16 protein-coding genes are annotated in these 22,370 nt (G+C 63.3%); 12 read left to right on the forward strand and 4 right to left on the reverse strand.

Annotated features, from left to right (window positions below):
* Positions 1-7: 7 nt before the first annotated feature.
* Both ACZ5U1_RS04285 and ACZ5U1_RS04290 read left to right on the forward strand, forming a co-directional pair.
* Positions 8-703 carry a DUF2238 domain-containing protein gene (locus ACZ5U1_RS04285; protein WP_464779520.1) on the forward strand — a complete coding sequence of 232 codons (696 nt, stop codon included), beginning with the start codon at positions 8-10 and terminating at the stop codon, positions 701-703.
* The gene (locus tag ACZ5U1_RS04290) at positions 700-1,461 is read left to right on the forward strand and encodes an alpha/beta fold hydrolase (RefSeq protein ID WP_464779521.1); all 762 of its coding nucleotides are present in this window, start codon (positions 700-702) and stop codon (positions 1,459-1,461) included. The genes ACZ5U1_RS04285 and ACZ5U1_RS04290 overlap by 4 nt, the downstream gene beginning before the upstream one ends.
* Before the next feature lie 13 nt (positions 1,462-1,474).
* On the opposite strand, the gene ACZ5U1_RS04295 is transcribed toward ACZ5U1_RS04290, so the two are convergent.
* Together ACZ5U1_RS04295 and ACZ5U1_RS04300 are read right to left on the reverse strand one after the other, a co-directional pair.
* Positions 1,475-2,929 (reverse strand): AMP nucleosidase, encoded by a 1,455-nt coding sequence (locus tag ACZ5U1_RS04295; RefSeq protein ID WP_464779522.1) that lies wholly within the window; start codon positions 2,927-2,929, stop codon positions 1,475-1,477.
* A 79-nt stretch (positions 2,930-3,008) separates the two neighbouring features.
* Positions 3,009-3,491, reverse strand: coding sequence for a redoxin family protein (locus ACZ5U1_RS04300; RefSeq protein ID WP_464779523.1), 483 nt, complete (start codon positions 3,489-3,491; stop codon positions 3,009-3,011).
* Between the two features lie 137 nt (positions 3,492-3,628).
* Here ACZ5U1_RS04300 and ACZ5U1_RS04305 point away from each other — a divergent pair, with 137 nt between their 5' ends.
* From ACZ5U1_RS04305 to trxA, 9 genes are all read left to right on the forward strand, one after another.
* Positions 3,629-4,189: a YqgE/AlgH family protein gene (locus ACZ5U1_RS04305; protein ID WP_464779524.1), complete on the forward strand. Its 561-nt coding sequence runs from the start codon at positions 3,629-3,631 to the stop codon at positions 4,187-4,189.
* Between the two features lie 279 nt (positions 4,190-4,468).
* Positions 4,469-5,878: an adenosylhomocysteinase gene (gene ahcY, locus ACZ5U1_RS04310; protein ID WP_464779525.1), complete on the forward strand. Its 1,410-nt coding sequence runs from the start codon at positions 4,469-4,471 to the stop codon at positions 5,876-5,878.
* Positions 5,879-6,140: 262 nt separating this feature from the next.
* Entirely contained in the window at positions 6,141-8,489 is a 2,349-nt protein-coding gene (locus ACZ5U1_RS04315) for a PAS domain-containing sensor histidine kinase (RefSeq protein WP_464779526.1), read from the forward strand.
* 13 nt (positions 8,490-8,502) lie between these two features.
* Positions 8,503-8,940 (forward strand): tRNA (adenosine(37)-N6)-threonylcarbamoyltransferase complex ATPase subunit type 1 TsaE, encoded by a 438-nt coding sequence (gene tsaE / locus ACZ5U1_RS04320; protein WP_464779957.1) that lies wholly within the window; start codon positions 8,503-8,505, stop codon positions 8,938-8,940.
* On the forward strand, positions 8,937-9,923 hold the full coding sequence (locus tag ACZ5U1_RS04325; RefSeq protein ID WP_464779958.1) for an aminoglycoside phosphotransferase family protein: 987 nt from the start codon (positions 8,937-8,939) through the stop codon (positions 9,921-9,923). The genes tsaE and ACZ5U1_RS04325 overlap by 4 nt, the downstream gene beginning before the upstream one ends.
* Positions 9,920-10,630: a nucleotidyltransferase family protein gene (locus tag ACZ5U1_RS04330; RefSeq protein WP_464779527.1), complete on the forward strand. Its 711-nt coding sequence runs from the start codon at positions 9,920-9,922 to the stop codon at positions 10,628-10,630. Before ACZ5U1_RS04325 ends, ACZ5U1_RS04330 begins: the two co-directional genes overlap by 4 nt.
* The gene (addB, locus tag ACZ5U1_RS04335; RefSeq protein WP_464779528.1) at positions 10,623-13,598 is read left to right on the forward strand and encodes a double-strand break repair protein AddB; all 2,976 of its coding nucleotides are present in this window, start codon (positions 10,623-10,625) and stop codon (positions 13,596-13,598) included. The genes ACZ5U1_RS04330 and addB overlap by 8 nt, the downstream gene beginning before the upstream one ends.
* Positions 13,579-17,019 carry a double-strand break repair helicase AddA gene (addA, locus tag ACZ5U1_RS04340; protein WP_464779529.1) on the forward strand — a complete coding sequence of 1,147 codons (3,441 nt, stop codon included), beginning with the start codon at positions 13,579-13,581 and terminating at the stop codon, positions 17,017-17,019. Before addB ends, addA begins: the two co-directional genes overlap by 20 nt.
* 30 nt (positions 17,020-17,049) lie before the next feature.
* Positions 17,050-17,370, forward strand: coding sequence for a thioredoxin TrxA (gene trxA / locus ACZ5U1_RS04345; RefSeq protein ID WP_196226073.1), 321 nt, complete (start codon positions 17,050-17,052; stop codon positions 17,368-17,370).
* A gap of 76 nt (positions 17,371-17,446) precedes the next feature.
* Here the strand turns inward: trxA and ACZ5U1_RS04350 are convergent, their stop codons facing one another.
* Positions 17,447-18,244: an inositol monophosphatase family protein gene (locus ACZ5U1_RS04350; protein WP_464779530.1), complete on the reverse strand. Its 798-nt coding sequence runs from the start codon at positions 18,242-18,244 to the stop codon at positions 17,447-17,449.
* The gene (gene argJ / locus ACZ5U1_RS04355) at positions 18,244-19,470 is read right to left on the reverse strand and encodes a bifunctional glutamate N-acetyltransferase/amino-acid acetyltransferase ArgJ (protein WP_464779531.1); all 1,227 of its coding nucleotides are present in this window, start codon (positions 19,468-19,470) and stop codon (positions 18,244-18,246) included. The genes ACZ5U1_RS04350 and argJ overlap by 1 nt, the downstream gene beginning before the upstream one ends.
* A gap of 163 nt (positions 19,471-19,633) precedes the next feature.
* On the opposite strand from argJ, the gene secA reads away from it, so the two are divergent.
* Positions 19,634-22,366 (forward strand): preprotein translocase subunit SecA, encoded by a 2,733-nt coding sequence (gene secA, locus ACZ5U1_RS04360; RefSeq protein ID WP_464779532.1) that lies wholly within the window; start codon positions 19,634-19,636, stop codon positions 22,364-22,366.
* Positions 22,367-22,370 lie beyond the last annotated feature (4 nt).

Below are 22,370 nucleotides of genomic sequence, written 5' to 3' on the forward strand. Positions count from 1 at the left end.
CCAACAGATGACGTCCGGCGCTGCCGCTGTTTGGAAAAGCCTTCCGATAGCGCAGCGCCGGATGATCCTGCTGCTGATCGGCGCCATCGCCGCCGCGCAGATCAATCAGCCATTTCCCGAACTCGCGCCGTTACAGCATGGACCGACGCTCGCCATCGCGCTTGCTTCGCCTTGGCTCTTTCGTCGTTGGCCTCTGACCAACGGAGCGGTAGCCTGCATCACCCTGTTCCTGCTCCTGCATACGTTGGGCGGACGCTACATCTATTCCTATGTGCCCTACGACGATTGGGCGCGCTCGATAACAGGCCATGATTTTTCCAGCACCTTCGGGTGGCAGCGCAATGGCTATGACCGGCTCGTCCATTTCGCGTTTGGCCTGCTTCTGACGCACCCGCTGGCACAGATCGCCAGGCGGCAGGGTGGTATGACATTGGGTTGGAGCCTGGCCTTCGGCTTTGTCTCGATCGGCTTCATCGGCGCCCTTTACGAAAGTTTCGAATGGCTGCTGACGTTGATCGCGGAAGGGGAAACGGCCGATTGGTACAATGGCCAGCAAGGCGACGTCTGGGACCCGCAAAAGGACATGGCCGCCGCTCAGGTCGGTGCACTAATGGCTCTGCTGATCCTTGGCCTACGCCGCCATCGACAAGGCGGCGCCAAGGCCATATCGAGCAGCGCCGACACAGTGAGGGAGTTATCATGACCGACCTTGAGCTAGAGAAAGTGGAAGTTGAGGGGCTCGGCGGTCTTCCCATTGCGGTTCATATCGCGGGGGAGGGGCGTGACCTCGTCCTCATCCACGGTTATTTCTCCAACGCCTGGACCAATTGGATCCGTTACGGCCATGCCGCGCGGCTTGTGGAGGCTGGCTTCCGGCTGATCATGCCGGACCTGCGCGGGCATGGGGAAAGCGGGAAACCACATGATCCCGCCGCTTATCCGCCCGATGCCCTGACGGAGGACAATCTGGCTGTCATCGACCAGCTTGGCCTGACCGATTATGACCTTGGCGGCTATTCGCTGGGTGCGCGGACGACGGTACGGATGCTGGCGCGCGGAGCAGCCCCGCGCCGGGTGATCCTTGCTGGCATGGGACTGCGCGGCCTCGTCAATACGCTGGACAAGGGCGGCTATTATCGCAACGTCCTCACCAACCTCGGCACGTTCGAGCGTGGCACGTCGGAATGGATGACGGAAGCCTTCCTGAAAACGACGAAGGGCGATCCGGTAGCGCTCCTGCATATCCTGAACACCTTCGTGGACACGTCCGCCGAAACGATCGCGACCTTTACGCAGCCGACCGAAGTCATCTGCGGCGTCGACGATCAGGATAATGGGATTGCGCAGGAGCTTGTCGATACGCTGCCCAATGGCCGCTATGTCGAGATACCCGGCAATCACATGGCCGCAGTGACCAAAAAGGAACTGGGGCAAGCGATGGTGGAGTTCCTGACCAGCTGACCCCGCCAATCGATCACCGAAATGGCGGCTCGTTGAACGCCCGTAACTTGCGGCTGTGCAGCTTGGGACCTTCCTGCCGCAGCAGTTCGCACGTCATCAGGCCGATCCGCAGATGTCCGGCAATCGCTTCCTCATAAAAGCGGTTGGCCTGACCCGGCAGCTTCAGTTCGCCATGGATTGGCTTGTCCGACACGCAAAGTAATGTTCCGTACGGAACCCGGAAACGATAGCCCTGCGCGGCGATCGTGGCGGACTCCATGTCAATCCCGACCGCGCGCGACAGGCTGAAGCGCAGCGCTGAACTGGAATAGCGTAGCTCCCAATTGCGATCATCGGTCGTCACCACGGTCCCGGTGCGCAGCCTGCGCTTGAAATCCTCGGCGCCACTGCCGCCCAACACCGCCTCGGCGGATTTGGCCAGGGCGACCTGAACCTCTGCAATGGCTGGCACCGGTATCTCGGGTGGCAGCATATCATCCAGCACCTTGTCATCGCGCAGATAGGCATGGGCGAGTACATAGTCGCCGATCCGCTGGCTAGGGCGCAGACCGCCGCAATGGCCGATCATCAACCAGGCTTCAGGCCGCAGGACCGCCAGATGATCGCAGATGGTCTTCGCATTGGCAGGACCAACGCCGATATTGACCAGCGTGATCCCGCTGCGATTGGGCGCGATCAGGTGATAGGCGGGCATCTGATGCTTGCGCCATGCGCTGTCCGCGATCATCCGCGCGGGATCGGCCGTTTCCCGCGTCACATAGACGCCGCCTGCGCCGGACAAGGCGGTGTAGGGCGAGCCGTCTCTTTGCAGTTCCGCGCAGGCCCAGGCCACGAACTCATCAACATAGCGATGATAGTTGGTGAACAGGATGTATCGCTGAATATGCTCGGCTGGCGTCCCCGTATAATGTTTCAGTCGGGCCAGCGAGAAATCGGTGCGCAGTCCGTCGAACAGCGCGAGCGGCCTTTGTCCTTCCGCATCGGGCATGAACAGGCCATCGGCGATCTCATCCCCGATCTCCGCCAACTCGGTTGCAGGGAAATGGCGCGCCAGTTCGGTGGGAGGGGTGCCGTCAAGAGCACTGATGTCCAGCCCATCCAGCACATAGGGAAAGGGAATCTGCTGGTCGCTGACCGCTGTTTCGACCTCCACTCCATAATCCCGGACGAGCAAATCGATCTGTTCGGCCAGATAATCGCCGAACATCTCCGGCCGGGTGACCGTGGTGGTATAAAGGCCGGGCTTGGACAGGCGGGCGAAGGATCGCCCCGGCGGCGGGGCATCGGTTTCGGCGTGGTGGGTGATGCGCAGTTCGGGATAACAGAAGCGGCGATCGGACTTTGCCTCTGGCGGCGGTACGCTGCCATCGCGGGCATAGGCCTGCATGGCCTCGCGCAGATTTCCGATAGAGGTCTGGTAGATCCGGTCCAGTTGCGCGACCGCCGCGCTGCCGATGCTTTTCGTCATCGAACCTTGCTACCGCAGATATGTGACGGAAGGAAGGCCGGTAGCCGCGCGACGGGGTTATCGTCGCGCGGCCATCGCGTCAGAGCTGCCCCAGCAGATGATCAGCCGACGAAAGCTTGAACTCGCCCGGTGCCTCGACATTCAGTTCGGTCACCACACCATCCTTTACGATCATGGAAAAGCGCTGGCCACGCGTGCCCATGCCAAACTTGCTGCCGTCCATCGTCAGGCCCGCAGCCTTGACGAAGTCGCCATTGCCGTCCGCCAGCATGGTGACCTTATCGTCTGCGCCAGCTGATTTGCCCCATGCGCCCATGACGAAGGCGTCATTGACGGCGGTGCAGGCAATCTCGTCCACGCCCTTTTCCTTCAGCGCGTCGGCCTTCTCGACAAAACCGGGGAGGTGCTTGGCAGAGCAGGTCGGCGTAAAGGCGCCGGGAACGGAGAAGAGCGCCACCGTGCGGCCCTTGAAAAATTCGTCGGAGGAGACCTGCTCCGGCCCATTTTCCGTCATCCTGGCAAAGGTGGTGGTGGGGATGCGATCCCCTTTTGCGATGGTCATATTCTGTCTCCTACCGTTGATGAGGCGGGAGGTCGGCGCTTGGCGGTCCTGTGTCAAGGTGCGCGAACGTGTCGCATCGCCCCCGGTGAACGACAGCCTGCCATTGGCAAAGCCGCTGGGCAGCGTATATTCATCCTATGGATCAGCTTCGCTCCTATGCCGGTCAGTTCCTGCTCGCTTTGCCGGGCATGGAAGACATGCGCTTCGATCATTCGGTGATCGCCATTTGCGTCCATGATGAAAATGGTGCTCTCGGCATCGCGGTCAGCGATGAGATTGAGGGCGTGGGGCTGCATGAGCTGCTCGAAAGCTTTGACATCAACCCCGCCAATGTCCCCGACATACCCGTGCTTCGCGGCGGGCCGGTCGAACCGCGCCGGGGCTTCGTGCTGCATTCCCTCGATTGGAAAGGGCATGACATGGTGGAGGTCGGCGAGGACTGGGGGCTTTCGGGCTCGCTGGAGATATTGAAGGCGATCGCGGAAGGCACTGGCCCTAGTCGCTATATCGTCGCCCTCGGCTATGCCGGTTGGGGGGCAGGGCAACTCGATCAGGAGATGACTGGCGAAAGCTGGTTCCCGGCGAAATGCCGCGCGGACATATTGTTCGACGTTCCGGCGGAAAAAAAATGGGCAGCGGCCTATGCCGCTGCCGGAGTCGATGCGTCTCATCTTGTGAGCGGCGCTGGCTCCGCCTGATTGCGTCGCATAACTTGCGAAGGACGCTGCGGGCATCAATCCGCATTTTTCGGACGCTCGCTGCGACGTTGTCATGGCGATCGGGGTCGGGAAGCGGAGCCATCGGCTGATTTGGGCGAAACGAGGGTCGCGGTCGCCTCCCGACCCGGAGAAGAGTGACATAAAGAAAACTTTATATCGAGTTGCCATCACCGGCGGCGATTGGTAAAGCGCAGACCATCGCCGCCGTTTCGCCATGCGAGCGGCTCCGGCACATTCTAAACCGATGGAGACACGCTCGTGGCCACAGCACCCGCCACCCAGGCGCAGGACTATGTGATCGCCGACATCAACCTTGCCGCGTTCGGCCGCAAGGAAATCGAGATCGCCGAAACCGAAATGCCGGGCCTCATGGCGCTGCGTCAGGAATTTGGCGCCGCTAAGCCGCTTAAGGGCGCGCGCATCACCGGATCGCTCCACATGACGATCCAGACCGCCGTTCTGATCGAAACGCTGGCGGAACTGGGCGCGGAAATCCGCTGGGCTTCGTGCAACATCTTCTCAACCCAGGACCATGCCGCTGCTGCCATTGCCGCGCGCGGTATCCCCGTCTTCGCCGTCAAGGGCGAGACGCTGGAGGAATATTGGGATTATGTCATCCGCATCTTCGACTGGGGTGACACGCCCTGCAACATGATCCTGGACGATGGCGGCGACGCCACCATGTTCGCGCTGTGGGGCGCCCGCGTTGAAGCTGGCGAAGAGCTGTTCACGCCGGGTAACGAGGAAGAGGAAATCTTCGTCGCCACGCTGAAGCGCTTCCTGGCCGATCGTCCGGGCTACCTCACAAAGACCGTTGCCGCGATCAAGGGCGTGTCGGAAGAGACCACCACCGGCGTCCACCGCCTTTATGAGCTGGCGAAGAAGGGCAAGCTGCCTTTCCCGGCAATCAACGTCAACGACAGCGTCACCAAGTCGAAGTTCGACAACCTCTACGGCTGCAAGGAGTCGCTGGTCGACGCGATCCGCCGCGCCACTGACGTCATGCTGGCGGGCAAGGTCGCTTGCGTTGCTGGTTTCGGCGACGTTGGCAAGGGTTCGGCAGCCTCGCTCCGCAACGGCGGCGCCCGCGTGCTCGTGACGGAAGTCGATCCGATCTGCGCGCTTCAGGCCGCGATGGAAGGCTATGAAGTCGTGACGATGGAAGAAGCCGCCACCCGCGCCGACATCTTCGTCACCGCGACCGGCAACGAAGCCGTCATCACGGTCGATCACATGCGCGCGATGAAGAATATGGCGATCGTGTCCAACATCGGCCATTTCGACAGCGAGATCGAGATTGCGGGCCTCAGCAACATGAAGTGGACCGAAATCAAGCCGCAGGTCGACGAAGTCGAATTCCCCGACGGCAAGAAGATCATCGTCCTTGCCAAGGGCCGCCTGGTCAATCTGGGCTGCGCGACCGGCCACCCGAGCTTCGTCATGTCGTCCAGCTTCACCAATCAGGTGCTGGCGCAGATCGAACTGTGGACCAAGTCGGACCAGTATAAGAACGACGTCTATGTGCTGCCCAAGCATCTGGATGAAAAGGTGGCGGCGCTTCACCTCGAAAAGCTCGGCGTGAAGCTGTCCAAGCTGACCCCCAAGCAGGCCGCCTATATCGGCGTGAAGCCGGAAGGTCCGTTCAAGCCGGACCATTACCGCTACTAAGCAAACCGGAAAGGGGGAGGCGAAAGTCTCCCCTTTTTTTATGCTTAGCCTCCCGTCATCCCAACGAAAGCTGGGATCTATTGCCAACGGCGTCCGGCTGAGATGCCAGTGTTCGCTGGCATGACGAAGATGGGGGCGTGTCCGTCTTTAAGGAGCTGGGCATTTCTTCAAACTCCCCGCTTCACGCTGCTCCCGACTTGGGTTAGTCCCCTGATAATCATGCAAAGGGGTGGCAGGTCGCGATGAGGGGTAAACAGGCGCAATGACGTCATTGACCCCATTTGCCGCAGTCATATTGGGGATCGTGCTGGCCGCCTGGCTGGCCGCCGCAGTGTGGGCGCTTTCGACCGGGCAGCGCATGCGGCGCGAAGGCACGCAGGTTCAGGGCAAGTTCGACCGCCTGTCCAGCCTGCTCGCTTCAGCGCCCGCCGCCCCCATCATCATTCATGCCGATGGCCGGATTGAGGCCGCCGACCGGCTCGCCAAATGGCTTGGCAAGGACCGTGTACCCGCTTTCGTATCCGAACTCACTGCGCCCGACGGCGGCCTGGAACCGGAGGACGCAGCGGCCCTTGCGCAGGAAATAGCGGCGGCCCAGCGCGCCGGACGCAGCTTCGCCCTGCCTGTGCGAGGAGAGGGTTCCTCCCGGCTCCTGCTGGTGCGCGGCGCGCCTGCCGGGCCAGTGCTCGCCGAAAGCGGCGGCGTAGTCCTGTGGATATTCGACGCGACCGACAGCCAGTCGGAAATCCAGGCGCTGAAGAGCAAGGTCGAGCAGTTGCGCGAAGCCTTGGAAGCGCTCGCCGGCCTTGTAGAGGCCGCGCCGTTTCCAATGTGGCATCGCACCGCCGACATGCGCCTCAGCCTCGTCAACGCTGCCTATGTCCGCGCGGTTGATGGAGCCAATGCGGCAGATGTCATTGCCCACGGGACAGAACTGGTCGAGGCAGTGGGCGGCCTTGGCCCTCAGTCATCAGCAGAGCAGGCGCTGGCGGAGGATCGGGTGGTCGAGCGCATGGTGCCAGCGACCATAGATGGCGAACGCCGAACGATGCGGGTCGTCGATGTGCCGCTTGGCGAAGCTGGCGTCGCCGGTTTCGCGATGGACCAGAATGAGCTTGAACAGGCCAGGGTCGAGCATCGCCGCCTTGAAGCGGCGCAGCGCGACCTGCTCGATCGCCTCTCCGCAGGCGTGGCCCGCTTTGGCCCGGATCGCACCCTGCGTTTCTGGAATCAGCCTTTCATGAGCCTGTTCGGGCTGGATCAGGAACATCTGGCCGACCAGCCTGTGTTCGAACGCGTCCTCGACCGCATGCGTGAGGCCCGCCGCCTGCCCGAACATCGCGATTTTCCTGCGTGGCGGGCAGAACGCCGCGATTGGTTCCTCTCCCCCGACCCGCGCGAGGAAAACTGGCTGCTCGCCGACGGCACGCATCTGCGCGTCTATGGTCAGCCACTGCCCGACGGCGGCCTGCTCCTGATATTCGAAGATCGGACGGAGCAGGTCCAGCTTTCCAGCGCGCGCGATACGCTGCTGCGAGTCCGCACGGCGACCTTCGACAATCTGTTCGAGTCGATCGGCGTCTTTTCGTCCGATGGCCGCCTGTCGCTGTGGAACAGCCGTTTCCGCTCGATCTGGGAAATCTCCGAAGATCTTCTGGCGCAGCACCCGCGCATCGACGAGCTTCTCCGCGCCGTCCAATCCCGCCTCGCCAAGCCGCAGCAAGCCAATCTCGTCCGCGAACTGGTCCGCGCGGCGACAGTGGAGCGCAAGCAGCGCGTCGGCCATGTCGGTTTCGCGGACGGCCGCATCTTCGAATTCGCCGCCATCCCTCTGCCAGACGGGAACGCGCTTTTCACGATGCTGGACGTGACTGACAGCCGCCGTGTCGAACAGGTGCTGCGCGACCGCAACGAAGCGTTGGAGCAGGCCGACCGGGTCAAGACCGCCTTCGTCACCAATATGAGCTATGAACTGCGCACGCCGCTCACCACCATCGCGGGCTTCGCCGAAATGATGAGCGCGGGCTATGCCGGGGATATGAGCGATTCCGCCAAGGAATATGTCGATGGCATTCTCCAGAGTACCAACCGACTGTCCATGCTGATCGACAATGTGCTGGACCTGACACAGGGAGAAGCCGGGACGCTCCCGATCGATCGCGCCCCTGTCGACCTCGCGGCATTGGCAAAGGAAAGCATCGAACGGATCAAGGGTGAGGCAACGGCCAAGGGCATCGACCTCGCCATCTCCCTGCATGAAACGCTGGGGAGGGTGGAAGGCGACAGCCGCCGGATCGGCCAGGCGCTTGATCATCTGCTGGAGAACGCCGTCTGCTACAGCGGACGCGGCGCGCGCGTATTGCTGCACGGCGACGGCAGCGGCGATTCCGCGCGGCTGGTCGTATCGGACAATGGCCCCGGAATCAGCGCAAAGCGCCGCGCCACGATCTTCGATGCTGCGGCGCGGGCGGAACAGGCGCGAAGCGGCGAAAAGGCCGGGATCGGCCTGCCGCTCGCCAAGCAATTCGCCGAGGCCCATGGCGGCACCCTCCAGCTCGTGTCAGAGCCGGGGCAGGGCACCATGGCCGTGATCGAGCTACCCCGTGGCTGAGCAGAGCCTGACCATGCCCGACGAAGCGGCGATGCTGGCCCTCGGCCGCCGTCTGGCTGACGTGGTGCGCATCGGTGACGTCATTGCGCTGGAGGGCGGCCTCGGCGCGGGTAAGACGACGCTCGCGCGCGGCATATTGGAGGGGCTTGGTCTTGAAGGAGAGGCGCCAAGTCCCAGCTTCGCGATCGTCCAGCCCTATGACGTGCCGGAGGTGAAGCTGCCCGTCGCCCATGTCGACCTCTATCGCCTTGACGATGTGGAAGAGGCGCGGGAACTGGCTCTGGACGAATATCTGATGGACAGTCTGCTGATCGTGGAATGGCCCGACCGTCTGGGTCCGGGTGCATGGCCGCATGCGCTGCGGCTCCACATCGACATTGAACCCAACGGCGCTCGGCGCTTGACAGTGCGCGTGCCGGACGCTTGGACAGAGCGATGGTCGCAGATATGATCCCGCCCGCTTCCGCTCCCGCCTTTCTCTCAGCTGCGGGGTGGGGACATGCCGCTATCGTCCCGCTGGCGGGCGATGCGTCGTTCCGGCGCTACTTCCGCGTGGTCGATGGCGCGCGTCGTGCCGTGCTGATGGACGCGCCGCCCCCGCATGAAGACCCGCGTCCGTTCATCGCCATAGCCGAACATCTGACGGGACAGGGTTTTGCTGCCCCGGCGATTCTTGCCCGCGATCTGGAACAAGGTCTGGTGCTCATCGAGGATTTCGGCGACTTGCGGGTCAAGGAACATCTGGATGACGTTCCTGCCGATGAAGTGGGCGTGTACAGCCGCGCAGTCGAGCTGCTCGCTGATCTCCATCACCAGCCTGCCGCCGACCTGCCGCCCTATGACCGCGTGGTTTATCAGCGCGAGGCAGGGCTGCTCACCGAATGGTATTGCCCCGCGATCGGCCTCCCTGTCGATACAGATGCCTATGTCAGCGCCTGGGATGCCGTGCTGCCGATCGTGGAGCAGTCCGCCAGCCCCACAGTCACAGTGCTGCGCGATTATCATGCCGAAAATATCATGCTGATCGATCGGCCTGAAGTGCGCGGGCTTGGCCTTCTCGACTTTCAGGACGCTCTCGCCGGGCATCCCGCTTATGATCTCGTGTCGCTGCTTCAGGACGCGCGGCGCGATGTGCCGCCGGAGGTGGAGGTCGCGATGATTGGCCACTATAAGGCCATCGCAAATCCCCCGGCCGACTTCGACGCTGCCTATGCTGTGCTGGGCGCGCAGCGGAATGCGAAGATCATCGGCATCTTCACGCGCCTATGGAAACGGGATGGAAAGCCACGTTACCTGTCCTTCCTGCCGCGCATGTGGGACTTGCTGGAACGCGACCTCGCGCACCCGGCGCTCGGGCCGGTAGCGGACTGGTTCGCCGCCAACATCCCAGCGGAAAAGCGCCATCTCGCGCTTCAGGATAACGCCCCCGCATGATCGACACCGCAATGCTGATGGCGGCTGGCCTTGGCAAGCGGATGCGCCCGCTCACCGCCACGCGCCCAAAGCCGCTGGTCAAGGTCGCTGGCAAGCCGCTGATGGACCATGCGCTGGACCGGCTTTCCGCTGGCGGCATCCGCAAGGTGGTGGTCAATGTCCATTACCTCGCCGATACGGTCGAGACGCATCTGAACGCCCATTCGAACGGCATGCAGGTGCTGATTTCGGACGAACGTCCCAAGCTGCTGGAAACGGGCGGGGGCTTGATCCATGCCCGTGCCCTGCTGGGCGACAATCCCTTCTTCTGCGCGAACAGCGACAATCTCTGGATCGACGGTCCGCAGGAAACGCTGAGCATGATGCAGCGCCTGTGGGACCCCGATCGCATGGATGCGCTGCTGCTGCTGGTGCCGCTCGCCCGCGCCCATTGTCATACGGGACCGGGTGACTTCCACATGGACGCCTCTGGACGGGTGAGCCGCCGCAAGACGAGCCACGTCGCACCCTTCGTCTTTACCGGTGTCCAGATCCTTTCGCCCAGCCTGCTGGTCGATCCACCATCCGACGTCTTTTCGACCAATATCTTCTGGAACCGCGCTATAGAAGCGGGGCGCCTCTACGGCGTTTCGCATCAGGGCCTCTGGTTCGACGTCGGCACGCCGCGCGCCATTCCTTTTGTGGAATCGATGCTCGCTTATGGGTGACCGCACCCGGCCCGCCTTGTTCAATATCCCCGCGCACCGCGCCTTTTCCGATGCTTTGGCAGCGGGCATAATAGCGCAGCATGGGGGCGATCCGATGGCGCTGGCGCAGGGCATGATCCTGCTGCCTACCAACCGCGCGATCCGTGCCGTCAGCGACGCTTTCGTCCGCCGATCGGGTGGCGGCCTGCTTCTTCCCCGATTGGTCGCGATCGGCGATCCCGATCTTGGCGAACAGGCGGGTGGCGCACTCGATCCTCTGGCGGAGGGGGAGGCCATTCCCCCGGCGATCGCGCCCATGCGCCGCCAGATGATCCTGGCCCGCATGGTTCAGCAGGCGTCCGGCCAGCCAATGGACGCCGCGCAGGCGATCAAGCTCGGTCAGGCGCTTGGCACCGTCCTCGACCAGATGCAGGTGGAGAGGGTGCCCATCACCGCGCTTTCCGACCTCACGCTGTCGGACGAATTGTCCGGTCACTGGCAAAGATCGCTCGATCTATTCTCCATCCTCATTCGCCGCTGGCCGGAGGAATTGGCACGGCTTGGCCTCATCGACCTCGCCGACCGGCGCAATCGCCTGTTCGATCGCCTCGCCACACGTTGGGCCGCAGAGGCGCCGTCTGGCTTCGTGATCGCCGCTGGCATAGCCACGACCGCTCCGGCGGTTGCGGGCCTGTTGCGACGGATTGCCGTCCTGCCACGCGGCAGCGTCGTCTTCGCTGGCCTCGACCATGAAATGGACGAAGCCGCATGGGACGCCATCGGTCCTTTCGCGCCAGACCCCGTCACCGGCCGTGCGCCCCCTGCGCATGAAACCCATCCCCAATATGCCCTGAAGCGGTTGCTCAATGGAATGAGCGCCACCCGCGATGACGTGGCACTGTGGCGCTGGGGCAGCGAGCATGACGCCCGAGCCGTCCGCAGCCGCAACATCTCCAACGCGATGCTCCCCCCGCGCCTCACCAGCCGCTGGCGCGATCTGAAAACCGCCGACCGCTCTCTCACAGGGGTGGAGGCGCTGGAAGTCGCAACGCCGGGTGAAGAAGCTCAGGCGATCGCCATCGCCCTGCGCGAAGCCGTGGAAACGCAGGGCCGCACCGCCGCGCTGGTCACGCCCGACCGCCAGCTCGCCACGCGCGTGTCGGCGCATCTGGCGCGCTGGGGGATCGCGGCCGATGATTCCGCTGGCCTTCCTCTGTCACGCCTGCCGCCGGGCACCTTGCTCATCGCGCTGGCTCAAGCAGTGGCAGAACGTTTCGCGCCCGTCGCGCTTCTGACATTGCTCAAGCATCCGTTGGTCATGCGCGGTGAAGGGCGGCTCCCCTGGCTGGAAGGCGTGCGCGGCCTAGACCTGCTGCTTCGCGGCCCCCGTCCTCCTGCTGGCCTTCAGGGGATCGATCTGCTTCTCGCCGAACGCGAAGGGGAGGATCGTCAGCAGGCGCTACGCACTCAAACCCGCATATGGTGGTCACAGGCGCGCGCGCTGCTCGAACCGCTGGAGCAAGCCTGCGCCGTTGCCCCCACATTCGCCGCGCAACTGGCGGCCCTCCGCGAACAAGCCGGAGCATTGACCGGCGATGCCATATGGTCGGGTGTCCAAGGCCACGCGGCCGCCGACCTGTTCGCAGAGATGGAACAATCGGCCCCCGAAGGCCCTCAACAGTCCGACATCCGCTCCCTCCCGACGCTGCTCGACAATATGTTGGGCGGCATTTCTGTGCGCCCGGTTCAGGGCGGGCATCCGCGCATCTCCATATTGGGCCTTATCGAAGCGCAACTGGTTCAAGCTGACCTCATGATCCTGGGCGGCCTCAACGAAGGCACATGGCCCGGCCTGCCGTCGCCCGATCCCTGGCTCGCGCCTCGCATTCGTAGGGAACTCGGCCTTCCCGGCCTAGAAACCCGCATCGGCCGCGCCGCCCATGATTTTGCCAGCGCATTGGGCGCCCCCCACGTCCTGATTACCCGCGCGCGCAGAGGATCGGGCGGTCCCGCCATAGCCTCCCGCTTCTGGTTGCGCCTGAAGGCAATGGCTGGTCCCCAATGGAAGAGCGCGGATCGTTACGCCGCACTGGCGCAAGCACTCGACCGCTCAGCGAGGCACCAACCCAGCCGCCGTCCCGCGCCAGTGCCACCCGCCTCCGTCCGCCCGAAGCTGATCCCCGTAACGGACGTCGACCGGCTAAAGGCTGACCCCTTCGCCTTCTACGCCAAGCGGATATTGCGCCTAAATCGCCTTGACCCGGTCGATGCCGATGCTGGCCCTGCATGGCGCGGCACGGCTGTCCATGAAATACTCCAGCACTGGGCGGAGGCCGGGCGGCGCGATCCCGCCGACCTGGAAGCCCGCGCCCGCGCGATGTTCGACCGGCCCGATGTGCATCCGCTGCTGAAGGCGCTCTGGCAACCGAGGTTGATCGAGGCCATTCGCTGGATCGCTGCTGAGGTGACCGCCGATCAGTCAGCGGGCCGTTCTATCCTGGCGGTGGAGACGGACGGCCGTGCGGACATCGCTGGCGTGACCCTAACCGGCAAGGCTGACCGCATCGATCGCATGCCGGACGGCTCGCTCGCGATAGTCGACTACAAGACCGGCAAACCACCCAGCGCCAAGCAGGTCAAGGCGGGCTATTCCCTCCAATTGGGGCTACTAGGCCTCATCGCCGAACAGGGTGGCTTTCCGGCCATCGACGGCGCCGGAACCGCAGGATGCTTCGAATATTGGTCCCTCGCCAAGAAGAACGACGCCTTCGGCTACCGGGAAAGCCCGGTCGATCCGATGGGCAAGCGGGACAAGATCGTGACCTCATCTTTCACATCGCTCGTCCATGAATGGTCCGAGAAAATCGCCGGGGATTATCTGACGGGCAACGCCCCCTTCGACGCGCAAGTAAATCCCGAAGTCGCAAATTATGGCGACTATGACCAGCTTATGCGGCTGGAGGAATGGTATGGCCGCGACGATGTCTAGGAAGACCTCGGCCCTTCAGCCGCTTGCGGGAGCGCAGGCGCGCGCTGCGTCGCCTGATGCGCATGTGTGGCTGTCGGCTTCGGCGGGCACTGGCAAGACGCATGTGCTGACCGCTCGCGTGTTCCGCCTGCTGTTACAGGGCGTGCGGCCCGAAAATATCCTCTGCCTCACCTTCACCAAAGCGGGCGCGGCGGAAATGGCCGACCGCATCCATGATCGCCTCGCCGCCTGGGTCCAGATGGAGGAAGGCGAACTGTTCGAGGATTTGGAGGCGCTGCACGAGGATAGCGGCCCGGAAGCCCGCGACCGCGCCCGCCGCCTCTTTGCGGAAGTGCTGGAATCCACCGGCGGCGGCCTTCGCATCCAGACCATCCACGGCTTCTGCCAACAATTGCTGACCGCTTTCCCGCTGGAAGCCGATCTGCCGCCGGGCTTCCGCCCGCTCGACCAGCGGGAGCAGGCGGCGCTCGCCCGCCAGACCCTGGCCGATCTTGCCGTCGGCGCGCAGGATCAGGGCGACGACCGCCTCATGGAAGCGCTTCAGGCGATCAGCCTGCGTTTGGGGGAAGGCGGCGCGGAACAATTCCTCCTGCGCTGCGCTGCGCACCTTTCCGCGCTGGAGCAATTGCCGGAAGACATCGCCGCGTCGCTCTATCGCGAACTCGGCCTTCCCGAAGGTGACGTCATCGCCCACCTCGCGGACCAATGCGACGATGCGCAATTCGACATGCGAACCCTCGCCTGGATTGCTCAGGCCAATGCCGATTGGGGCACCGGCCGTGCCCTGGAGCGCTGTGACCGCATAGCCCGGTGGCGAGCCCTGAGCGCTCGCGACCGCGCGGAGGCTTTGGAGGATCTGCACGCCGCTTGGGCGAAGAAAGACGGCGACCTCATCTCGACCAAAGGCTGGGTTCCTCCGGTCGATGGCTATGGAGAGGCAAGCGCGCGCCTCCACTCCCGTTGCGTCGAGCTTCTGAACCTCAAGGCGCTCGCCGCCTATGCCGATCTGCTCGCCGAGGGGCTGCATGCAGGCCGCGCTTATGCCCGCGCCTATCATGAGGCGAAGCAGCTTGCCGGTGCCGTGGACTTCAACGACCTCATCGCCCGCACCGCCGATCTTCTGTCCCAACCCGGCATCGCCGACTGGATTCGCTATAAGCTGGACCAGCGCATAGACCACATCATGGTCGATGAGGCGCAGGACACGAACGTCAGCCAGTGGCAGATCGTCGGCGCGCTCGCCGCCGAGTTCTTCGCAGGGGAGGGGGCCAAGGGTGATCGCGTCCGCACCATCTTCACCGTCGGCGACTTCAAGCAGGCCATCTTCGGCTTCCAGGGCACCAGCCCTCAGGCGTTCGCCGCTGCGCAGATAGCCTTCCAGCGCCATGCGGAAGATGCCGACCATATCTTCCACGATCTGTCGCTCGAACGCAGCTTCCGCTCCACACCCGCCGTGCTCGATGTCGTCGATCAGACGATCGCGACCCTGAGCGCCGAGAGGCTGGGCCTGCTCTCCGGAAACGTCCAGCACATCAGCGCCAACCGCTTCCCCGGCGAAGTCCTGCTATGGAAGCCCACGATCGCTGGCCTGTCAGAAGACGCAGAAGGCGAGGAGGATTGGGCCGCCGATCAGGAACGCCTGCTCGCCCAGAATATCGCGCGGCAAATCCGTCAATGGATCGATGACGGCATGATGCTCGAAAGCCGGGGCCGCCCGGTCACGGCAGGTGACATCATGATCCTCGTCCGCCGCCGCAGCGAACTTGCCCGCCTGATCGTTGCCCGCCTCTATGAGGAAGGCGTCGCCGTAGCAGGCATCGACCGCCTCCGCCTCAATGCACCGCTTGCCGTGCGCGACCTCCTCGCCGCCCTCCGTTTCGCCGTTCAGCCTGAAGATGACCTCAACCTCGCCTCGCTATTGGTATCGCCCCTAATAGGCTGGTCGCAGGACGATCTCATGGCCCGCGCCATGAACCGCCGCGTTGGACTTTGGCAGCATCTCACCCGCACCCAGGACGAGGAGGCGCTCGCCCCGCTTCGCACCCTACTGAACCGCGCGGACCTGACCACGCCCTATCGCTATCTCGAATCGATCCTGTCCGGACCGATGGAGGGACGTCGCCGCCTCATCGAACGGCTCGGCATCGAAGCCGCCGATCCGATCGAGGAACTGCTCAACGCCGCACTCGCCTTTGAGACGGACGATCACCCCTCCTTACAGCGCTTCGTGGACTGGTTCGACCGGGGCGAAGTGGAGATCGTCCGCGACGCGGCGGCTCAGGGGACTTCGCTCCGCCTCCTCACCGTCCACGGCGCGAAGGGTTTGCAGGCGCCGGTCGTCATTCTGGCCGATGCCTGCCTTGATCCCGATGCTGGGACACGCAGCGATTCCCTCGAATGGAACGGCCTACCCATCCTCGCTCCCCGAAAGTCCGAGCGTCTTGGCCCCATCGGGCAGGTTCTGGAGGAAGCCCGCGCCGCCGAGCGAGAGGAGCATTGGCGGCTGCTCTACGTGGCGCTGACTCGTGCGGAGGAAAGGCTGGTCGTCACCGGCTCGCTAGGCCCCCGCGCCCGAGGCATGCCGCAACCCGAAAGCTGGTTCACGGCAGTCGAGAACGCCATGATCGCCCTTGGCGCGGAATGGGAGGACGATCATTTGTGGGGCGCGCGGCGGCGTTGGCTGGGCGCGGAAACCTTGCCTCCACGTGCCCTGCAAAAGGCCGCTGCCGTTGAAGCGGCGTCGCATGCCGAACCCGACTGGCTGCGTCAGCCCGCGCCAGAGGAAGCGCGTCCGCCCCGGCCGCTCGCGCCTTCCGCCCCGGTAGAGGATGACGTGCCCTATCCCCCGCCCACGCCTGCCATGCGGGCGGCGAGTGAGCGTGGGCGCTGGCTGCACGCCTTGTTCGAACGGTTGCCGGATGTTTCGCCCGAACAACGTCGCGAACGCGCTGACCGCTGGCTCGAACAACAGGGCGCGGCCGACGCATCACTGCGTCATGACGTCATCTCGCAGGCCCTCCGCGTCATCGAGGACAGCGACTTCGCGCCGCTCTTTGCGCCCGGCGCTCTTGCTGAAGCGCCCGTCGCTGCGGTCGTCGGCGAGATGGTCATCTCCGGCACCGTGGATCGGCTATGTATCGCCCCCGATCGGGTGCAGGTCGTTGATTTCAAGACGGGCCGCATAGCGCCGCTCAGCGTGGAGGAAGTCCCCGCCGCCCATGTTCGTCAGATGGCAGCTTATGCCGCCGCGCTTCAGGTGATCTTCCCCGACCGGAGGATAGAGGCCGGGCTACTCTACACCAGCGCCCCGCGCCTCATCACGCTTCCGCACGATCTTCTCGACGCGCACAAGCCGGGCTTTCCCCCCGCGCAGGAGAATTTGCCGCTTTCACCCGTTGAGACGGACGCGTCACCGTCCTAGATATCCGCCCAACTGAAGGAGAAATATAACATGGCTACCAAGGCAGTCACCGACACCAGCTTCCAGGCGGACGTGATCGACGCAGACAAGCCCGTGCTTGTCGATTTCTGGGCGGAATGGTGCGGCCCCTGCAAAATGATCGGCCCGGCCCTGGAAGAAATCTCCGAGGAACTGGCGGATCAGGTCATCATCGCCAAGATCAACATCGATGAAAATCCCGACGCACCCGGCAAATATGGCGTGCGCGGCATCCCGACGATGATCCTGTTCAAGAATGGCGAAGCAGCCGCCACGAAAGTCGGCGCTGCTCCCAAGAGCGCGCTCAAGGGCTGGATCGAAAGCGTTCTCTGATTAGTTCCTACTCCCTCTCCCCTTCGGGGGAGAGGGCCGGGGAGAGGGGAAAGCGCAACCTCTCGACCACCACAACTCAGCGAAACAACACCCCCGCCGCCGCCTCCCACAACCTCGGCGACGAAGCCCCCAACAACCCCCGCCGCAAATCGCCCACCACATAAGGCGACCCATCCAACCGCTGACAGCACCCGCCAGCCTCATTCAGAAACAGCGTCCCAGCGGCATGGTCCCACGGCAATGTCCGCGCAAAGACCGAAACATCATTCTGCCCCAGCACCAGCCGAGGATATTGCTCCGCAGCACAGCGCGGAATATCCACAAGCGCAAAGCGCCCCTCCGCCCGCCGTTGAATATCGGCTCGCTCGTCCGGCGTCATGAAATAGACCGCCAGCGCCGCAATCGGAAGCGGATCACCGCTCTCCCGCGCCCGGACCTGCTCGCCATCGATATAACTGCCAGCGCCGAATGTGGCGTGACACAAGCGCCCGGACAGCGGGTCCAATATCCATCCCGCCAATGTCGTCCCGGCATCCGCTAACGCGATCATGATGCCGAAAGGCGGGCGCCCAGCGGCGAAATTACCTGTTCCGTCGATCGGGTCTATGATCCAGTTGAGCCCGTCACCCGCCCGATCCAATATCGCCGGGTCCGCCTCACAGGCTTCCTCACCGATGATGCCTGCCTCGGGCAAAATGCTGCTCAGCCCTTCGGCCAGTCTGATCTCGCTTTCCCTGTCGGCAACGGTGACGAAGTCATCGACGGCCTTCTCGCTGATCTCGTCGGCGCGCAAATTCTGGAAGCGCGGCATGACGATGTCTCGCGCCACCTCACGCATCAAAGTGACGACATCGTCATGTAGCTCGATCGGCATCAGCTGCGATAATCCGCGTTGATCGAGATATATCCATGCGTCAGATCGCAGGTCCAGACCGTCGCACGGCCCTCGCCAAGGCCAAGGTCCACGCCGATCTGGATATCCTGCCCCTTAAGGTGCGCGGCAACCGGCGCTTCGTCATATCCCTCTACGGCAAGCCCACCCGAGGCCACCTGCGTCACGCCGAACCGGATGGACAGCTTGTCGCGATCCGCTGGCTCGCCCGCCTTGCCCACGGCCATGACGACGCGGCCCCAATTGGCGTCCTCGCCCGCGATCGCCGTCTTTACGAGCGGCGAGTTGGCGATGGACAACGCAATCCGGTGTGCGCTTGCGTCGCTCTCCGCACCTTCGATGCTGATCTCGATGAACTTCGACGCGCCCTCGCCATCGCGCACCACCAGATGCGCCAGTTGTAGGCAAAGGTCGTCCAGCGCCGCCTGAAAGGCATCCGCTCCCGCGTCATCCATAGACGCCAACGGGATGTTGCCCGCCTTGCCCGTGGCAAAAGCCAGCACCGTATCGCTGGTCGACGTATCACTATCGACCGTGATGCAGGAGAAAGTCCGCCGGTTCGCCGCCGACAGCATCTGCTGCAACAGCTTCGGCTCGACCGCTGCGTCGGTAAAGATATAGCCGAGCATCGTCGCCATATCCGGCGCGATCATGCCCGATCCCTTGATGATCCCCACCAGCTCAGCGCGCGTCCCGCCGATCATCGCGCTGGTGCGCGCGCCCTTGGCATAGGTGTCGGTCGTCCCGATCGTATTCGCCGCCTCTTCCCACTCGCAAGGCACGGCGGAGAAAGCTGCCTCCAGCCCAGCCTCCGCCTTGTCCACGGGCAGTGGCACGCCGATCACCCCAGTCGAAGATACGAACACATCCGAAGGCAGGCACCCAAGATGATTGGCAACCTTCGCCGCGATCGCCTCGACCGCCGCCCGCCCGCGATGGCCTGTGAAGGCATTGGCATTGCCCGCATTCACCACCAGCGCCCGCGCCGCCCCGAGCGGAATGGCGTCCCGGCACCACTCAACCTCGGGCGACGGGCACTTGCTCTGCGTCGTGACGCCAGCAACCGCTGTGCCCTCGGTCAGCTCGACATAGGTCAGGTCGCACCGATCCCAATTCTTGTATCGCGCCCTGGCAACGCGCGCGGTCACGCCCGAAATGGCGGGAAGTTCAGGAAAGGCTGCGGGGGCGAGGGGAGAGCGCTGTGTCATGAGCGCGGATTAGCGCATATCATCCGTCCGTCAATCATTGCCTCGATCGAAGCGTTCAGGCCGCTCATCAATTGACTATCCCACAGCCAAACCCTAAATCGCCGCGCATATCCGTGTGCGTTGCCTTAAAAGGGTGCGCGCTCCCCTTTTGTCAGGAACTTGCATGTTCGGCGCACTCGCCAAGTCCATCTTCGGATCGTCCAACGAACGTTACGTAAAGTCGCTGGGCAAGATCGTCGAACGCATCGCATCTTTCGAACCCGCCATTTCAGCGATGAGCGACGAGGAACTGACGGCCCAGACGGCGCGATTCCGCGAACGCCTGACGCAGGGCGAAACGCTCGACGACCTGCTGCCAGAAGCCTTCGCCACCGTCCGCGAGGCCGCCAAGCGCACCCTTCATCAGCGCCATTATGATGTTCAGATGGTCGGCGGCATCGTCCTCCATCGCGGCGAGATCGCCGAAATGCGCACGGGCGAGGGTAAGACGCTGGTCGCGACGCTCGCCACCTATCTGAACGCGCTGGAGGGGAAGGGCGTCCACGTCGTCACCGTCAACGACTATCTCGCCAGCCGCGACTGTGAATGGATGGGACAGGTCTATCGCTTCCTCGGCCTCACCACGGGCGTGATCGTCCCGAATCTCAGCGAGGATCAGCGTCGCGAAGCCTATAACGCCGACATCACCTACGCGACGAACAACGAACTCGGCTTCGACTATCTGCGCGACAATATGAAGTACGACCGCGCATCGATGGTGCAGCGGCCCTTCAACTTCGCCATCGTCGATGAGGTGGACTCGATCCTGATCGATGAAGCCCGCACCCCGCTGATTATCTCGGGTCCGACCGACGACAAGTCGGAACTCTATGTCGCCGTCGATGCTATCGTGAAGAAGCTGGACGAAGCCGATTATGAGAAGGACGAGAAGCAGCGCACCGTCACCCTGACCGAGGACGGCACGGAAAAGATCGAGCGTCTGCTGGAAGATGCTGGTCTGCTGGAGGGCGCGAACCTCTACGATTTCGAAAACACCGCCGTCGTTCACCACGTCAACCAGGCCCTGCGTGCGGTCGTGATGTTCCGCCGCGACATCGATTACATTGTCAAAGACGGCAAGGTCATCATCATCGATGAGTTCACCGGCCGCATGATGGATGGCCGCCGCTGGTCGGATGGCTTGCACCAGGCGGTGGAAGCCAAGGAAGGCGTTCAGATCGAGCCGGAAAACCAGACGCTCGCCTCCATCACCTTTCAGAATTTTTTCCGCATGTACCCGAAGCTGGGCGGCATGACCGGCACGGCCGCGACCGAAGCGACCGAATTCTACGAAATCTACAAGATGAACGTCGTCACCATTCCGACCAACCGGCCGGTTCAGCGTGTCGATGAGGAAGACAGCTTCTACAAGAATCTGGAAGACAAGTTCCGCGGCATCGCCAAGACGATCAAGGTCCATGCCGAAAAGGGCCAGCCCGTCCTCGTCGGCACGGTGTCGATCGAAAAGTCGGAAATGCTGTCCGAATTCCTCAATCAGGAAGGCGTGAAGCACGCCGTCCTCAACGCTCGCTTCCATGAAAGCGAAGCGCACATCGTCGCGCAGGCGGGCCGGAAGGGCGCGGTCACCATCGCCACCAACATGGCTGGTCGCGGCACCGACATCAAATTGGGCGGCAACCTGGAAATGCGCGTCGAGGACGAATTGCGCGACATGCCGGAAGGGCCGGAGCGCGAAGCCGCGATCGCCCGGATCGACGCCGAGATCGAAGCTGAAAAGGCCGAGGTGCTCGCCGCTGGTGGCCTCTTCGTCCTTGCGACCGAACGCCATGAAAGCCGCCGCATCGACAACCAGTTGCGTGGCCGTTCAGGGCGTCAGGGCGACCCCGGCCTCTCGCGCTTCTACCTCAGCCTCGACGATGATCTCATGCGCATCTTCGGCCCGGACACCATGTTTGCCAAAATGATCCGCTCGAACCTTGAGGATGGCGAGGCGCTGCCCCCGTCCAAGTGGCTCAGCAAGGCGATCGAAACCGCGCAGAGGAAAGTCGAAGCGCGCAACTACGACATCCGCAAGCAGGTCGTCGAATATGACGACGTCATGAACGACCAGCGCAAGGTCATTTATGAACAGCGCGCCGACATCATGGACGCTGATACCGTTGATGACGTCGTGACGGATATGCGGCACGAAACGGTCAACGACCTTGTCGGCGCATCCTGTCCTCCGGGCACGTATCCCGAACAGTGGGATATCGACCGGCTGAAGGCGCGCACCGCCGAAATCCTCGGGCTTGAACCCGACTTCGACGCATGGCTGACGGAAGATGCCGTCGATCCGGAATTGATCGAGGAACGCCTCAAGACTCTTGCCGATGAAGCGGTCGCCGAAAAGATTGGCGGGATCGATCCGGAAAACTGGCACATGATCGAAAAGTCGATCCTGCTCCAGAGCCTCGACCATCACTGGAAAGAGCATCTGTCGACCCTCGACGCGCTGCGCCAGGTCGTTCACCTGCGCGCCTATGCGCAAAAGACGCCGATCAACGAATATAAGCAGGAAGCCTTCGCCCTGTTCGAGCGCATGCTGAGCAACATTCGTGAGGATGTGACCGGCTCGATCGCGCGCGTTCAGTTCAGGATGGAAGAGCCGCTGCCTGAGTTCGACTTGCCGGTGCTCCCCGACTTCATCACCACGCACATCGACCCCTTCTCGGGCGAAGATAATAGCGGTGATATCGACGCGGGTCAGTTGGGCGGCATCACGACCACGCTCCCCCGCCCACCGGTCGGCAACGCTCAGCCTGGTGAGTTCACTAATCTGGATATAAGCCGCAACGCGCTATGCCCGTGTGGCTCCGGTCAAAAATACAAGCACTGCCACGGCGCGCTCGCTTGAGGCA

Source organism: Sphingobium sp. TomTYG72, assembly GCF_055394715.1.

Coding starts and splice junctions, on each gene's coding strand:
- ACZ5U1_RS04305 (WP_464779524.1), top strand. CDS start 3,629: ATGGATCAGCTTCGCTCCTATGCCGGTCAGTTCCTGCTCGCTTTGCCG.
- ACZ5U1_RS04300 (WP_464779523.1), bottom strand. CDS start 3,491: ATGACCATCGCAAAAGGGGATCGCATCCCCACCACCACCTTTGCCAGG.
- secA (WP_464779532.1), top strand. CDS start 19,634: ATGTTCGGCGCACTCGCCAAGTCCATCTTCGGATCGTCCAACGAACGT.
- addB (WP_464779528.1), top strand. CDS start 10,623: ATGGGTGACCGCACCCGGCCCGCCTTGTTCAATATCCCCGCGCACCGC.
- addA (WP_464779529.1), top strand. CDS start 13,579: ATGGCCGCGACGATGTCTAGGAAGACCTCGGCCCTTCAGCCGCTTGCG.
- ACZ5U1_RS04290 (WP_464779521.1), top strand. CDS start 700: ATGACCGACCTTGAGCTAGAGAAAGTGGAAGTTGAGGGGCTCGGCGGT.
- trxA (WP_196226073.1), top strand. CDS start 17,050: ATGGCTACCAAGGCAGTCACCGACACCAGCTTCCAGGCGGACGTGATC.
- argJ (WP_464779531.1), bottom strand. CDS start 19,470: ATGACACAGCGCTCTCCCCTCGCCCCCGCAGCCTTTCCTGAACTTCCC.
- ACZ5U1_RS04330 (WP_464779527.1), top strand. CDS start 9,920: ATGATCGACACCGCAATGCTGATGGCGGCTGGCCTTGGCAAGCGGATG.
- ACZ5U1_RS04350 (WP_464779530.1), bottom strand. CDS start 18,244: ATGCCGATCGAGCTACATGACGATGTCGTCACTTTGATGCGTGAGGTG.
- ACZ5U1_RS04285 (WP_464779520.1), top strand. CDS start 8: ATGACGTCCGGCGCTGCCGCTGTTTGGAAAAGCCTTCCGATAGCGCAG.
- ACZ5U1_RS04295 (WP_464779522.1), bottom strand. CDS start 2,929: ATGACGAAAAGCATCGGCAGCGCGGCGGTCGCGCAACTGGACCGGATC.
- ACZ5U1_RS04325 (WP_464779958.1), top strand. CDS start 8,937: ATGATCCCGCCCGCTTCCGCTCCCGCCTTTCTCTCAGCTGCGGGGTGG.
- ACZ5U1_RS04315 (WP_464779526.1), top strand. CDS start 6,141: ATGACGTCATTGACCCCATTTGCCGCAGTCATATTGGGGATCGTGCTG.
- tsaE (WP_464779957.1), top strand. CDS start 8,503: ATGCCCGACGAAGCGGCGATGCTGGCCCTCGGCCGCCGTCTGGCTGAC.